Origin of the sequence: Polaromonas eurypsychrophila, assembly GCF_014641715.1 — a bacterium.
Classification (GTDB): Bacteria; Pseudomonadota; Gammaproteobacteria; order Burkholderiales; family Burkholderiaceae_C; genus Polaromonas; species Polaromonas eurypsychrophila.
Map to the genome: position 1 here is coordinate 115272 of NZ_BMIG01000006.1, position 13743 is coordinate 129014.

Below are 13743 nucleotides of genomic sequence, written 5' to 3' on the forward strand. Positions count from 1 at the left end.
GCTTAACTCCCTTAAACTTGACGACCCACCATGACCGTCCCAGCACCCGCCACTCCCGCCCGCTCTTCCGGCACCGCGCCGCTGGCACGCTGGCGCCACTGGTGGCGCAAGCAATCCCCCACGCGGCAGGACCGCTATGTCACCCTCGGCCCGCTGCTGGCGGTGATGCTGTTTCTGGCGGCGGTGATTGCCGCCTTCGCCTATCTGCGCATCGAGGAAATCGACCGCGAACAGCAAGCGGTCAAACGCGATGTCGAATACGCCCAACAACGCTTGCGTCTGCGCCTGCTGGAACGCCAGGAGCAATTGATGCGCCTGGGCCGCGATGTCTCGAACAAGGAAGTGGACACCGAGGAGTTCATTGCCCAGGCCGAATCGCTGGTCAACCAGTATCCAGAGTTGCTGGCCGTGACCTGGGTTGATTCGCGCCGCAAGGTGAAAGCCGCCTATGTGTCGCCTAGCGCCAACTTGGCACAAGCCCGCCTGTCCGGGGAGCAACTCAAATACGGCGAAACCGAAGGCACCTTCGGCCTGGCGCGCGATTTGCGCCAACCGGTGTATTCGCGCCCGCTCCCAAACAAGGACGACACCAGCCACAACGGTGCCAGCCTGCAGTTGCAGATACCGCTGGACGACCAGGGCAAGTTCGGTGGTGTGATCATGGGTGAATACGCAGTGGACGGCCTGCTGCGCTTCGGCGTGCCAACCGAAGTCACCGCCAAATACGCGGTGGCGCTGCTCGACGACCAAGGCAAACTGTTGGCCGGCAACTTGCCGCCAGCGCGAAACACCGCCGCCAAGCTGTTGCCCTGGTCCGACGAGGCGCAGGAATACGAGATTCCGGTGTCACCGGTTGGCAACGGCCTGCTGCTCAAGGCTCAGGGTTACCGGGCATCGCTCGGTGTTGTGGGCAGCGGCTTTTTCTGGCTGGTCAGCGCACTTAGCGCCCTCACAGTGTGGATGTTGCTGGGCACCTGGCGCCATACGCGGCGGCGCGTGCAGGCCCAGGAGGCATTGATTTCGGAAACCAACTTCCGCCGCGCCATGGAAAACTCCATGCTGACCGGCATGCGCGCGCTGGACCTGCAAGGCCGCATCACCTACGTGAACCCGGCTTTTTGCCAGATGACGGGTTGGAGCGAGGACGAGCTGGTGGGCCGTACCGCGCCCTTCCCTTACTGGCCCGAGCAGGACCGCGAAACGCTTGCCGCGCGACTGGATGACGAGTTGCACGGTCGCTCCACCCCGGGCGGTTTCGAAGTTCGCATCAAACGCAAAAGCGGCGCGATTTTCGATGGCCGCATGTATGTCTCGCCCCTGATCGATCCGCGCGGCCAACAAACCGGCTGGATGACCTCGGTCACCGACATCACCGAGCCCAAACGTGTTCGAGAAGAACTGTCGGCCTCGTACGAACGCTTTACCACCGTGCTGGAAGGGCTGGACGCGGCGGTCTCGGTGGCGCCGCTCGGCAGCGAGGAACTGCTGTTTGCCAACAAGCTCTACCGCGCCTGGTTTGGCGGTGAAGTCGCAGGTCACATGAACCTGATTGCCCAGGCCGGGGTGCCGACTGCGGTACCGACCGAGGACACACTGGATGCCGTCGACGGGCTGGCCGGTCTCCCGACCGACACATTGACCACAGCCCAAACCGAAAACGCCGAGATTTTTGTACCGGAACTCGGCAAGTGGCTGGAAGTGCGTTCGCGTTACCTGACCTGGGTGGACGGGCGCCTGGCCCAGATGGTGATTGCCACCGACATCACGCCGCGCCGCCACGCCGAAGAGCAGGCCGCCCTGCAGGCCGAGCGCGCCCAGTCAGCCAGTCGCCTGATCACCATGGGCGAGATGGCGTCAAGCGTGGCGCATGAACTGAACCAGCCACTGACCGCCATCAACAACTATTGCAACGGCATGGTCTCGCGCATCAAGGGCCAGCAGATCAGTAACGAAGACCTGCTGGTGGCGCTGGAAAAAACCGCCAAGCAGGCGCACCGCGCCGGACAGATCATCCAGCGCATCCGCTCCTTCGTGAAACGCAGCGAGCCGAACCGCAGTTCGGCCGACGTGGCCACCATGGTCAGCAATGCGATGGAGCTGGCCGACATCGAGCTGCGTCGCCACAACGTGCGGCTCAGCCACTACATCGCGGCGCGCCTGCCGCCAGTGATGGTGGACCCGATCCTGATTGAGCAGGTGCTGATCAACCTGATGAAAAACGGCGCCGAGTCGATAGCCCAGGCGCGTCGGCCCACGGCGCGGCGCAGCGTGGAGTTGCGCGTCGTGCCCAAGATCATTGACGAGCAAAGCGTGATCGAGTTTTCGGTACTCGACTCTGGCAAGGGGTTGTCGCCCGAGGTGATGGGCCGGCTTTACGAAGCCTTCTACTCCACCAAGGCCGAAGGCATGGGCATCGGCCTGAAGCTGTGCCGCAGCATCGTCGAGTCGCACCAGGGCAGGATGCAGGCGGAGAACCTCTACAATGGCGATGAAGTGGTAGGGTGCCGGTTCACCTTCTGGATCCCCGTAACTCCCCTGCTTTCACCAGCGCTGGCTGCCACCGAAACGCCGTCCCCACCGGCTGGCGTTCACTGACAAGCTGTTTGATACCGTCTAAGCAAAAGGTTTGGCATGAGCTTGATTCCGAAAAAAGGCACCGTCTACGTCGTCGATGATGACGAGGGTGTGCGCGACTCGCTGCAGTGGCTGCTCGAAGGCAAGGACTACCGGGTGCGCTGCTACGACTCCGCCGAAACCTTTCTGAGCCGCTACGACGCGCGCGAGGTTGCCTGCCTGATCGTGGACATCCGCATGGGCGGCATGACCGGCCTGGAACTGCAGGACCGCCTGGTCGAACGCAAGTCGCCGTTGCCCATCGTGTTCATCACCGGCCATGGCGACGTGCCGATGGCGGTGGACACCATGAAAAAGGGTGCGATGGATTTCATCCAGAAACCGTTCCAGGAAGAAGCCCTTGTCAGCCTGGTAGAACGCATGCTGGATCAGGCCAAGGAAGCCTTCAGCGAACACCAGCAATCAGCCAGCCGCGACGCCCTGCTGGCCAAGCTCACCTCACGCGAAGCCCAGGTGCTCGAACGCATCGTCGCCGGCCGCCTGAACAAGCAAATCGCCGACGACCTGGGCATCAGCATCAAGACGGTGGAGGCGCACCGCGCCAACATCATGGAAAAACTCAATGCCAACACGGTGGCCGACCTGCTGAAAATTGCCCTGGGATCGAGCGCACCCAAGGCCTGAATATCCTCTTCCGCCGCTATTTTTTCGATAGCTGCCTGCGCCCGTGGTTTAAGGACCAGCGGGCGTTTTTACTTCAAAAAGCTGAATCATGACTGCACAACTGATCGATGGCAACGCCCTGTCCAGGCAACTTCGCGAGGAGGTCGCCCTGCGTGCGGGCGCGCTGCGTGCGCGCGGCATCGTGCCGGGCCTGGCGGTGGTGCTGGTCGGCGACAACCCGGCCAGCCAGGTGTATGTGCGCAACAAGGTCAAGGCCTGCCAGGACGGTGGCCTGCACTCGGTGCTGGAGCCCTATCCCGCCACCTTGAGTGAAGCCGATCTGCTGGCGCGTGTGGACGCCCTGAACAACGATCCGGCGATCCACGGCATCCTGGTGCAACTGCCGCTTCCGGCGCACATCGACGCCCAGAAGGTGATCGAGGCCATTTCACCCGAGAAGGATGTGGACGGTTTCCATGTCGCCAGCGCCGGTGCGCTAATGGTCGGCCAGCCCGGCTTCTGGCCCTGCACGCCCTACGGTTGCATGAAGATGCTCGAAAGCATTAACTACGACCTGAAGGGTAAACACGCTGTTGTTATCGGCCGCAGCAACATCGTTGGAAAACCCATGGCACTGATGCTGCTGCAGAAAAACGCCACGGTAACCATCTGCCACAGCGGCACCCAAAACCTCAAAGCGCTAACGCTTCAGGCCGATGTGGTGGTGGCCGCCGTCGGCAAACGCAATGTGCTGACCGCCGACATGGTCAAACCTGGCGCGGTGGTCATTGATGTGGGCATGAACCGAAATGACGAGGGCAAGCTCTGCGGCGATGTCGATTTTGCAGGCGTGAAGGAAGTGGCTGGCTGGATCACCCCGGTACCGGGCGGCGTGGGCCCGATGACCATCACCATGCTGCTGGTCAATACCCTCGAGGCTGCTGAAAGAGCCTCCACGGTCGGTCACTCCGTGTAACTCCCGCACCTTGCAGGCCGTCGCTCGCCAGAGACTTCGTTTCTGGTGCTCGGAGCCGCAGACACCAGCCCCGAGGGGGCCGCTGCGCCTGCGGGTCGGCAAAGCCGGATCTGCGGCCCCTGCTTGAAAAGAGGCGGCTAGCCTTTGGTTAACAGGCTATGCGTCGCCGGCTTTCGTAGCCCGGCTCAGACACCACAAGGTCCAGCCGGCAGCCAGCCACTGGGCCACATACAGGGCAGTGCCCAGACCATGCCAGAGCTTGAGATTACCACCCTCGGCACGCGCGTTGACAATGCGCGGCGAGACGCCAAATTCCACCAGCACCGCCAGGAAAAGCCCAGCCACTACATATTTCATAGCAGCTTGCGCAGACGGGGAAAGGGCTGAGACCTCTTTTCCCTTTAGAGCCATCAGGAGCAAAAAGGCGCAGGTGATACTGAGCCAGGTCTGAGCGGTAAACAGCTTTGCTGCCATGGCGCCGGCCGCGGCCGGATTGGGCAGGTGTACGAACAACAGGGGCACCACCAGAAATCCCAGGGCACTCAGGCTGCCCCACCACAGCGCAGCGAGCAGGATGCTGATGCGTGACCGGGTGTCCATGATCAGGTCAAGGAGAGCCACCAACGCGCCGCGAAGGGCCGCCTCGAGCAAGCGACGGCCCCCGAGGGGCGGGAGCCTGCGGCTCCAAAGCTGCTTGAGCAGCTTTGGACAGGAGACAGAGGCGAAGCGTCTCGCGAGCCGGGGCCTGCAAGGCCTCGGAAGCTACACGCAGTGAGCGACCGTGGGGGCATCAGATGTACATCACCGCAATGATTTCGTAACGCCTGATGCCACCGGGCGCCTGCACTTCGGCAGTATCGCCCTCGTCCTTGCCGATCAGCGCGCGGGCAATCGGTGAGCTGATGTTGACCAGGCCCAGCTTGATGTCAGCCTCGTCCTCGCCGACGATCTGGTAAGTCACCTTGTCGCCGCTGTCTTCATCCTCGAGCTCGATGGTCGAGCCGAACACCACCTTGCCGCCGGCATCGACCTCGGACGGGTCAATGACCTGGGCGGCCGACAGCTTGCCTTCGATTTCCTGGATGCGGCCTTCGACAAAACCCTGCTTGTCCTTGGCGGCGTCGTATTCGGCGTTTTCGCTGAGGTCGCCCTGAGCACGCGCCTCGGAGATCAGGTTGATCACATGCGGGCGCTCCACCGTCTTGAGCTGATGCAATTCGGCCTTGAGCTTTTCTGCGCCCTTTTTTGTAATCGGAATGGTTGCCATGGTTTGAGTCCTCCAAAAAGCGAAACCGCCACCAGTCACCTGGCGGCGGCGTCTAAACAAGTTTGTCCTAAAGCCAGTTTAATGCAAATCGGGTGCAGTCCCCATCAGCGCAGACCCTAGCAATTGTTGTCTCCACAGACGCGCCGCGGAACTACGCGATGCGACCGATCATGAGGCCTTCGGCCTACCAGCCAGGGCCGTGGATCTGGCTTTGCCAATCCGCAGGCGCAGCGGCACCCTCGGGGGGAGCTACACGCAGTTAGCGACCGCGGGGATGAAGCTCTCAGGCGAGCTGCGCGTGCAGCTCCTGGATCGAGTGCACGGTCAGGTTATCCAGGTACTTCATGCCCTCGACCGCCGCTTCGGCGCCGGCAATCGTCGTGAAAGTGGTGACCCGGGCCAGCAGGGCGGAAGTGCGGATCTGCCGCGAGTCGGCAATCGCGTTACGGCGCTCTTCCACGGTGTTGATAACCAGCGCAATCTCGTTGTTCTTGATCATGTCCACCACGTGTGGCCGGCCTTCGGTGACCTTGTTGACCACGCCGCAGCTGATGCCCGCTGCATTGATGGCTGCGGCAGTGCCTTTGGTTGCGACCAGCTCGAACTTCAGGGCCGCCAGCGCGCGCGCCACGTCCACGGCGCGCTCCTTGTCATTGTTCTTGACCGTCAGGAAAACCTTGCCCGAGGTCGGCAGCTTGGTGCCGGCACCGAGCTGCGATTTGACAAACGCCTCCCCAAAAGTCTTGCCCACGCCCATCACCTCGCCCGTGGACTTCATCTCGGGGCCGAGAATCGTGTCCACGCCTGGGAACTTGACGAAGGGGAAGACGGCTTCCTTGACGCTGAAATAAGGTGGTGTCACTTCCTTGTCGATACCTTGCGACGCAAGCGTCTGGCCAACCATGCAGCGTGCCGCCACTTTGGCCAGCTGTATGCCGGTAGCCTTGCTGACAAAAGGGACGGTGCGGGAGGCACGCGGATTGACTTCAAGCACGTAAATCACGTCCTTGCCATCCACATGCTGGATCGCAAACTGCACGTTCATCAAACCGACCACATTCAGTGCCGCTGCCATGGCGGCGGTCTGGCGCTTGATTTCGGTGACAGTTTCTGCGGCCAGAGAATACGGCGGCAGCGAACAGGCAGAGTCCCCGCTGTGCACACCGGCCTGCTCAATGTGCTCCATCACGCCGCCGATAAAGGTCTTGCCTTCTACATCGCGGATGCAATCGACATCACATTCAATCGCGTCGTTCAGGAAGCGGTCCAGCAGCACCGGCGAATCGTGGCTGACCTTGACCGCTTCACGCATGTAGCGCTCAAGGTCGCGCTGCTCATGCACGATCTCCATCGCACGACCGCCCAGGACGTAGCTGGGGCGCACCACCAACGGGTAGCCCAGCGCAGCGGCTTTTTCAAGCGCTTCGGGCTCGGTGCGGGCTGTGGCATTGGGCGGCTGGCGCAGCTTCAACGCATGCAGCAACTTCTGGAAACGCTCGCGGTCTTCGGCCGCGTCAATCATGTCGGGCGAGGTACCGATGATGGGAACGCCGTTTTTTTCCAGGTCCAGCGCCAGCTTCAAAGGCGTCTGGCCGCCGTACTGCACGATCACACCCAGCGGTTTTTCCTTGTCGACGATCTCCAGCACGTCTTCCAGCGTCAGCGGCTCGAAGTAAAGGCGGTCCGAGGTGTCGTAGTCGGTGGACACGGTCTCCGGGTTGCAGTTGACCATGATGGTCTCGTAGCCATCTTCGCGCATGGCCAGCGCGGCATGCACGCAGCAGTAATCAAACTCGATGCCCTGGCCGATGCGGTTCGGACCGCCGCCCAGCACCATGATCTTCTTGTTGTCGGTCGGATCAGCTTCGCATTCACTGCCCTCGCCTTCGTAAGTCGAGTACATATAGGCGGTGTTGGTCGCAAACTCGGCCGCGCAGGTATCGACCCGTTTGTAGACCGGTCGCACACCCAGTTCAAGACGTTTTTCGCGTATCGCGGTGTCTGTGGTCTTGAGCTGTTTGGCCAGGCGCCGGTCAGAAAAACCTTTTTGCTTCAGGGCGCGCAGAGTCGGCCCATCTATTTTGTCCAGCGTGGTGGTTTCCAGCTCCAGCTCGATCTTGACGATCTGCTCGATCTGCACCAGAAACCAGGGGTCGATCTTGGTCAGGGCAAACACTTCATCCACGCTCATGCCGAGCGCAAACGCGTCACCGACGTACCAGATGCGGTCAGGGCCAGGCGCGCCGAGTTCTTTCTCCAGCACCTCGCGGTCCTGTGTTTTCTCGTTCATGCCATCCACGCCAACTTCCAGGCCACGCAGGGCTTTCTGAAAAGACTCCTGGAAGGTGCGGCCCATGGCCATGACCTCGCCGACCGACTTCATTTGTGTGGTCAGGCGGGAATCCGCTGCCGGAAATTTTTCGAAGGCAAAACGCGGGATCTTGGTGACCACGTAGTCGATGCTGGGCTCGAAACTCGCGGGTGTTGCACCACCCGTGATTTCGTTGCGCAGTTCATCCAGCGTGTAGCCAATGGCCAACTTGGCTGCCACCTTGGCAATCGGGAAACCAGTGGCTTTGGAGGCCAGCGCGGAGGAGCGCGAGACACGCGGGTTCATCTCGATCACCACCATGCGGCCATCGACCGGGTTGATCGAAAACTGGACATTAGAGCCGCCGGTGTCAACGCCGATCTCGCGCAGCACGGCCAGAGACGCATTGCGCAGAATCTGGTATTCCTTGTCGGTCAGGGTCTGCGCCGGCGCTACGGTGATGGAGTCGCCGGTGTGCACACCCATGGGGTCCAGGTTTTCGATCGAGCAGACGATGATGCAGTTGTCCGCCTTGTCGCGCACCACTTCCATTTCGAACTCTTTCCAGCCAAGCAGCGACTCTTCGATCAGCAGTTCGCTGGTCGGCGAAGCTTCCAGGCCGCGCTTGCAAATAACCTCAAACTCTTCCGAGTTGTAGGCAATGCCACCGCCGGTGCCGCCCAGCGTGAAGCTTGGGCGTATCACCGTCGGAAAACCGAGCGTCTTCTGCACCGTCCAGGCTTCTTCCATGTTGTGCGCAATGCCCGAACGCGCCGAGCCCAAGCCGATCTTGGTCATCGCGTCCTTGAACTTCAAGCGGTCTTCAGCCTTGTCAATCGCTTCGGGCGTGGCGCCTATCAACTCGACCTTGTACTTGTCGAGCACGCCGTTGTGCCAGAGGTCCAGCGCGCAGTTGAGCGCGGTCTGGCCTCCCATGGTCGGCAGGATGGCGTCGGGCCGCTCTTTGGCGATGATCTTCTCGACCGTCTGCCATGTGATGGGCTCGATGTAGGTGACGTCAGCCGTGGCTGGGTCGGTCATGATGGTCGCCGGATTGCTGTTGATCAGGATGACCTTGTAGCCTTCTTCCCGCAGCGCCTTGCATGCCTGCACGCCGGAGTAATCGAACTCGCAGGCCTGGCCAATGATGATGGGGCCAGCGCCGATGATGAGGACGCTTTTGATGTCTGTGCGTTTAGGCATTCTTGTGTTGCTCCATCAGTGCCGTGAAGCGGTCAAACAAATACGAAATGTCGTGGGGACCCGGCGAGGCTTCCGGGTGGCCCTGAAAGCAGAAGGCCGGCTTGTCGGTGCGGGCCAGTCCCTGAAGCGTGCCGTCGAACAGGCTGATGTGCGTGGGGCGCAGGTTTGCGGGCAGCGTTTTTTCATCGACCGCAAACCCGTGGTTCTGGCTGGTGATGCTGACGCGGCCATTGTCGAGGTCTTTCACCGGATGGTTCGCGCCGTGGTGGCCGAACTTCATCTTGAAGGTTTTCGCGCCGCTGGCCAAGGCCATGATCTGGTGGCCCAGGCAGATGCCGAAGGTCGGGATGCCAGTTTCTATCAGTTCGCGTGTGGCGGCGATAGCATAGTCGCAAGGCTCCGGATCTCCGGGGCCGTTCGCCAGGAAGATGCCGTCGGGCTTGAGTTTGAGTACGTCGGCCGCAGGCGTCTGCGCCGGCACCACGGTGATGCGCGCGCCGCGCTCGGCCATCATGCGCAGGATGTTTTTTTTCACGCCATAGTCAAAGGCCACAACATGGAATTTCGGCGTGATCTGCACGCCATAACCCGCGCCCAGTTTCCACTCGGTCTGCGTCCACTCGTAGGTCTGCTTGACCGAGACCACCCTGGCCAGATCCAGGCCGGCCATGCTGGGCGCAGCCTTGGCGGCGGCGATGGCCTTGTCTTTGGCGGCCTGGGTGATTTCTTCGCCCGCAGCCAGCGTCAGGATGCAACCGTTTTGCGCACCCTGCGTGCGCAGGTGGCGTGTCAACTGACGCGTGTCCAGACCGGCGATGGCGACAGTTTTTTCCCTGACCAGGTACTCCGTCAGGGTCATGTCCATGCGGAAGCTGGATGCCAGCAGCGGAAGGTCCTTGATGATCAGACCGGCGGCATGAACCTTCTCGGCTTCAACGTCTTCGGCGTTTATGCCGTAGTTGCCAATATGCGGGTAGGTCAACGTGACGATCTGCTGGCAATAACTCGGGTCAGTCAGGATTTCCTGGTAACCGGTCATGGCGGTATTGAACACCACTTCACCGACGGTCGAGCCCGGGGCTCCGATGGAATTGCCGAGAAAGACGGTACCGTCTGCGAGCGCCAGGATGGCGTGCGAGGTTCTTCCTGATTTTCCCTGTAAAGACAAAAGCACTGGGTTCTCCGGATTGTTTACGGTTCGCCCAAGCGTGCACAAGAAACGTCTCGGTAAGACTCTTGCGGCTTGCTTTTGTGAGGGGTTTGGCTTTGTATGCGCTCGGGCGAAGCTGTGTTTTGAAAAGCCCCTGATTATAGCTTGCGGGCGACGTCTTCATATGCGTTTGTGGCATGACGTGCTCCACGCACGAGTTTGATCTGCTCAGGCCCTGGTCAGCGCCAGCGAGCTGGCGTACAGGCAGATTGCGGCGGCGGCGGCGACGTTAAGCGATTCTTCGCCTCCGGGCTGGTCAATACGCACCTTGAGGCTGGCGCGCGTCATCAGCGCGTCGCCAACGCCCTGCCCTTCATGGCCCATGGCCCAGGCGCAGGGCATGGGCAGGGCTTGCTGATGCAGAAAAAAGCCCTGGTGGGAGCTGGTCACGAGCAAAGGCACCGTCAATGCATCGAGGTCTTCGGGCGCCAGTCCTTCGACCAGTTGCAGCGCAAAATGTGCGCCCATGCCGGCACGCAGCACCTTGGGCGACCACAACGCCGCCGTTCCCCTGAGCGCGATCACCTGGCTGAAACCGAATGCCGCAGCGCTGCGCAACATCGAGCCGACGTTACCTGCATCCTGCACACGGTCCAGAATCAGAGAAGCAGCGCCCGGTGCCAAGGCCACCGGCGCCGGCAGATCCAGCACAAAACCCATGCGCGCCGGTGACTCCAAACCGCTGATGTCGGCCATCAATGCGTCGGGGATCACTATGGTTTTGATAGCTGCTTGCGCCCATTCGGTAGGGGCTACCGGCCAAAAAGACTCGCAGAAAACGCCAACGGCAGGTTTGAAGCCACGAGCCAGCGCCGCGCGGCACAGGTGGTCGCCTTCGAGCCAGATGCGGCCCTGCTTGCGGTAGCCCGTGTTGTCCTGCGAGAGCTTGCGCAAATCCTTGAGCAGCGTGTTGTCACGCGAGGTCACCAAAACCGGTGCGCCAGCGCTCAACGCAAGACCTCGGCGACGGGGCTGAAGGAGCGGCGATGTTGCGGACAGGCGCCGTGTTCGCGCAGCGCCGCCAGGTGTTCTGCCGTGCCGTAACCCTTGTGGCCGGCAAAGCCGTATTGTGGGTATTCCAGATGAAACTGCTCGCACCAGCGGTCACGGTGCACCTTGGCGAGGATGGAGGCCGCGGAGATAGCCGGAATCAGGGCATCGCCCTTGACGATGGCCTCCGCGAGGATACTCAGCGTCGGCAGGCGATTGCCGTCCACCAGCACCTTGACGGGTTTGAGGCGCAGGCCTTCGACTGCGCGCTGCATCGCCAGCAGGGTGGCCTGCAGGATGTTGAGGCGGTCGATCTCTTCCACGCTCGCCATGGCAATCGAGCAGCACAGCGCCTTGGCGCGGATTTCGTCGTAGAGCTTTTCGCGGCGCAGCGCGCTCAGCACCTTGGAGTCCGCCAGGCCCTTGATGGGCTGCAGGTCGTCCAGAATCACCGCTGCGGCCACCACCGGACCGGCGAGCGGCCCACGGCCGGCCTCGTCCACGCCAGCCCACAGGCCCGGCGTGTCCCAGGAGAGCATGACCTGTTCAGCCTGCAAGAATGTTCTGGATCGCATCGGTGGCTATTTTCGCGGTATCGCGCTGCAATTCTTCGTGCAGTGTTGTAAATCGTTGTTCAAGGGCGCGGATTTTTTCAGGTGCGGAGATTTTCGCATCCAGCCACTGCAAAACGCTGTCGGCCAGGGCCTGTGGCGTGGCGGCGTCCTGCAGCAGTTCCGGCACCACAAAATCGCGGCACAGGATGTTGGGCAAGCCGACCCAGGGCTGCAGTTTCTTGCGGCGCATGATTTGCCAGGACAGCCAGTTCATGTTGTAGGCAATCACCATGGGGCGCTTGTACAGCGCCGCTTCCAGCGTCGCCGTGCCACTGGCAATCAGGGTCACATCGCAGGCGGCAAGCACCGTGTGGGACTGCCCCGAAACAATCTGCACCTGGCCCAGCATGCCAGCAGACCGGGCAGCCAGTTCGATCTGTGCGCGCAGCGCAGGAACTGCAGGCACTATTATTTTGATAGCTGGATGCGCCCGTATTACATGGGCTGCAGCCTGAAAGAACCGGTCAGCCAGGTAATCGATCTCGGAACGGCGGCTGCCGGGCAACAAGGCGAGCACCAGGTCCTCCGCCTGCAGGCCCAAGAGCCGGCGCGCGGCCGCCTGATCGGGCCGTATGGGGATCACACCGGCCAGCGGATGTCCAACATAGGTGGCAGCGATGCCGTGTTGCGCCAGCAAGTCCGGCTCAAAGGGAAAAATGCACAAGACGTGGTCGACACTGCGGCGGATTTTCTCGACCCGATCGGCGCGCCAGGCCCAGACCGAGGGGCTGACGAAATGAACCGTTTTGATGCCTGCCGCTTTGAGATCGGCCTCAAGGTCGAGGTTAAAGTCGGGCGCATCGACGCCGATAAATACATCCGCCCGATCGGCCAGCAATTTTTTCCGAAGCTGAGTGCGAATGCCGACGATCTCGCGGTAATGCCACAGGACTTCGACATACCCGCGGACGGCCAGCTTCTCGCTGGGCCACCAGGCCTCGAAGCCGCGCCGCATCATTTGCGTCCCACCAATGCCACCGGCGCGCAGATCCGGCCAGCGTGCGCGAAAACCGTCGAGCAAGAGGCCTGCGAGCAAGTCGCCGGAGGTCTCGCCGGCCACCATGGCGAATGAAGGAGGGTTGGGGGTGCCAGCTCCTCCACGGGCTGGCAGAGAGCTGGATGCGTCCGGCACGATCGGCTAACGCACGATGCCGCGCTGCGGCGAGGTGGCTTCCAGAAAGCCCAGCATCATCTGCACGTCGGTTTCGGCTTCGGGATGTTGGACCGTCAGCGTGGCGATGCGCGCCCTCGCCTGCTCCAGCGTCAGGTCCTCGCGGTAGAGTGCCTTGTGCATGCCCTTGACTGCGGCGATCCGGTCAGCGGAAAAACCGCGCCGGCGCAGGCCTTCGAAGTTCATGGAGCGGGCAGCGGCCGGCTGGCCCTGACTCATCACAAACGGCGGCAAGTCGGCAAACAGCAGCGTGCACATGGCTGTCATGCTGTGCGCGCCCAGCCGCACAAACTGGTGCACGACGGTGAAGCCGCCGAGGATCACCCAGTCGCCGACAGACACATGGCCGGCCAGTTGCGAATTGTTGGCAAAGATGGTGTGGCTGCCGACATCGCAGTCATGCGCCAGATGGACATAAGCCATGATCCAGTTGTCGTTGCCCACACGGGTCACGCCGCTGTCGCCGGGCGAGCCAATGTTGAAGGTGCAGAACTCGCGCACGGTGTTGCGGTCGCCAATGACCAGTTCGCAGGGCTCGCCCGCGTATTTCTTGTCTTGCGGAATCGCGCCCAGGGAGTTGAACTGGAAAATGCGGTTGTCACGCCCGATGGTGGTGTGCCCCTCGATCACGCAGTGCGCGCCAATCGTCGTGCCGGCACCAATGCGAACATGCGGGCCAATCACGGTGTAAGGACCGACGCTGACGCTGCTGCCGAGCTGGGCCGCGGGATCGACCAGCGCAGTGGAATGAATGCCTGTCACGG

Annotated in this window: 11 protein-coding genes; 3 read left to right on the top strand and 8 right to left on the bottom strand. The window is 61.8% G+C overall.

Annotated elements, in window-relative coordinates; genetic code table 11:
• Positions 1–30: 30 nt before the first annotated feature.
• The 3 genes from IEX16_RS10130 (at position 31) to folD (ending at position 4213) form a co-directional block, all read left to right on the top strand.
• A complete protein-coding gene (locus tag IEX16_RS10130; protein ID WP_188708365.1) occupies positions 31–2595 on the top strand; it encodes a PAS domain-containing sensor histidine kinase in 2565 nt (854 codons plus the stop codon).
• Positions 2596–2631: 36 nt separating this feature from the next.
• On the top strand, positions 2632–3258 hold the full coding sequence (locus IEX16_RS10135; RefSeq protein WP_188708366.1) for a response regulator transcription factor: 627 nt from the start codon (positions 2632–2634) through the stop codon (positions 3256–3258).
• Positions 3259–3346: 88 nt separating this feature from the next.
• Positions 3347–4213, top strand: a complete 867-nt coding sequence (gene folD / locus IEX16_RS10140) for a bifunctional methylenetetrahydrofolate dehydrogenase/methenyltetrahydrofolate cyclohydrolase FolD (RefSeq protein ID WP_188708367.1) — start codon at positions 3347–3349, stop codon at positions 4211–4213.
• Between the two features lie 156 nt (positions 4214–4369).
• Here the strand turns inward: folD and IEX16_RS10145 are convergent, their stop codons facing one another.
• From IEX16_RS10145 to lpxA, 8 genes are all read right to left on the bottom strand, one after another.
• Positions 4370–4813, bottom strand: a complete 444-nt coding sequence (locus IEX16_RS10145; protein WP_188708368.1) for a DUF4149 domain-containing protein — start codon at positions 4811–4813, stop codon at positions 4370–4372.
• A gap of 190 nt (positions 4814–5003) precedes the next feature.
• Positions 5004–5480, bottom strand: a complete 477-nt coding sequence (gene greA, locus IEX16_RS10150) for a transcription elongation factor GreA (RefSeq protein WP_188708369.1) — start codon at positions 5478–5480, stop codon at positions 5004–5006.
• Positions 5481–5763: 283 nt separating this feature from the next.
• The gene (carB, locus tag IEX16_RS10155; protein ID WP_188708370.1) at positions 5764–8994 is read right to left on the bottom strand and encodes a carbamoyl-phosphate synthase large subunit; all 3231 of its coding nucleotides are present in this window, start codon (positions 8992–8994) and stop codon (positions 5764–5766) included.
• Positions 8987–10168 carry a glutamine-hydrolyzing carbamoyl-phosphate synthase small subunit gene (gene carA / locus IEX16_RS10160; RefSeq protein WP_188708371.1) on the bottom strand — a complete coding sequence of 394 codons (1182 nt, stop codon included), beginning with the start codon at positions 10166–10168 and terminating at the stop codon, positions 8987–8989. The genes carB and carA overlap by 8 nt, the downstream gene beginning before the upstream one ends.
• Positions 10169–10372: 204 nt before the next feature.
• Positions 10373–11155: a TrmH family RNA methyltransferase gene (locus IEX16_RS10165; RefSeq protein WP_188708372.1), complete on the bottom strand. Its 783-nt coding sequence runs from the start codon at positions 11153–11155 to the stop codon at positions 10373–10375.
• Positions 11152–11769, bottom strand: a complete 618-nt coding sequence (gene rnhB, locus IEX16_RS10170) for a ribonuclease HII (RefSeq protein ID WP_188708373.1) — start codon at positions 11767–11769, stop codon at positions 11152–11154. The genes IEX16_RS10165 and rnhB overlap by 4 nt, the downstream gene beginning before the upstream one ends.
• The gene (gene lpxB / locus IEX16_RS10175) at positions 11741–12871 is read right to left on the bottom strand and encodes a lipid-A-disaccharide synthase (protein ID WP_188708374.1); all 1131 of its coding nucleotides are present in this window, start codon (positions 12869–12871) and stop codon (positions 11741–11743) included. The genes rnhB and lpxB overlap by 29 nt, the downstream gene beginning before the upstream one ends.
• A 75-nt stretch (positions 12872–12946) precedes the next feature.
• The gene (lpxA, locus tag IEX16_RS10180; protein WP_188708375.1) at positions 12947–13741 is read right to left on the bottom strand and encodes an acyl-ACP--UDP-N-acetylglucosamine O-acyltransferase; all 795 of its coding nucleotides are present in this window, start codon (positions 13739–13741) and stop codon (positions 12947–12949) included.
• Positions 13742–13743: the final 2 nt, after the last annotated feature.

Excerpts from the sequence above, each read along its gene's own strand:
- IEX16_RS10130 (WP_188708365.1), top strand. The coding sequence starts at position 31 with ATGACCGTCCCAGCACCCGCCACTCCCGCCCGCTCTTCCGGCACCGCG.
- IEX16_RS10135 (WP_188708366.1), top strand. The coding sequence starts at position 2,632 with ATGAGCTTGATTCCGAAAAAAGGCACCGTCTACGTCGTCGATGATGAC.
- folD (WP_188708367.1), top strand. The coding sequence starts at position 3,347 with ATGACTGCACAACTGATCGATGGCAACGCCCTGTCCAGGCAACTTCGC.
- IEX16_RS10145 (WP_188708368.1), bottom strand. The coding sequence starts at position 4,813 with ATGGACACCCGGTCACGCATCAGCATCCTGCTCGCTGCGCTGTGGTGG.
- greA (WP_188708369.1), bottom strand. The coding sequence starts at position 5,480 with ATGGCAACCATTCCGATTACAAAAAAGGGCGCAGAAAAGCTCAAGGCC.
- carB (WP_188708370.1), bottom strand. The coding sequence starts at position 8,994 with ATGCCTAAACGCACAGACATCAAAAGCGTCCTCATCATCGGCGCTGGC.
- rnhB (WP_188708373.1), bottom strand. The coding sequence starts at position 11,769 with ATGCGATCCAGAACATTCTTGCAGGCTGAACAGGTCATGCTCTCCTGG.
- lpxB (WP_188708374.1), bottom strand. The coding sequence starts at position 12,871 with ATGGTGGCCGGCGAGACCTCCGGCGACTTGCTCGCAGGCCTCTTGCTC.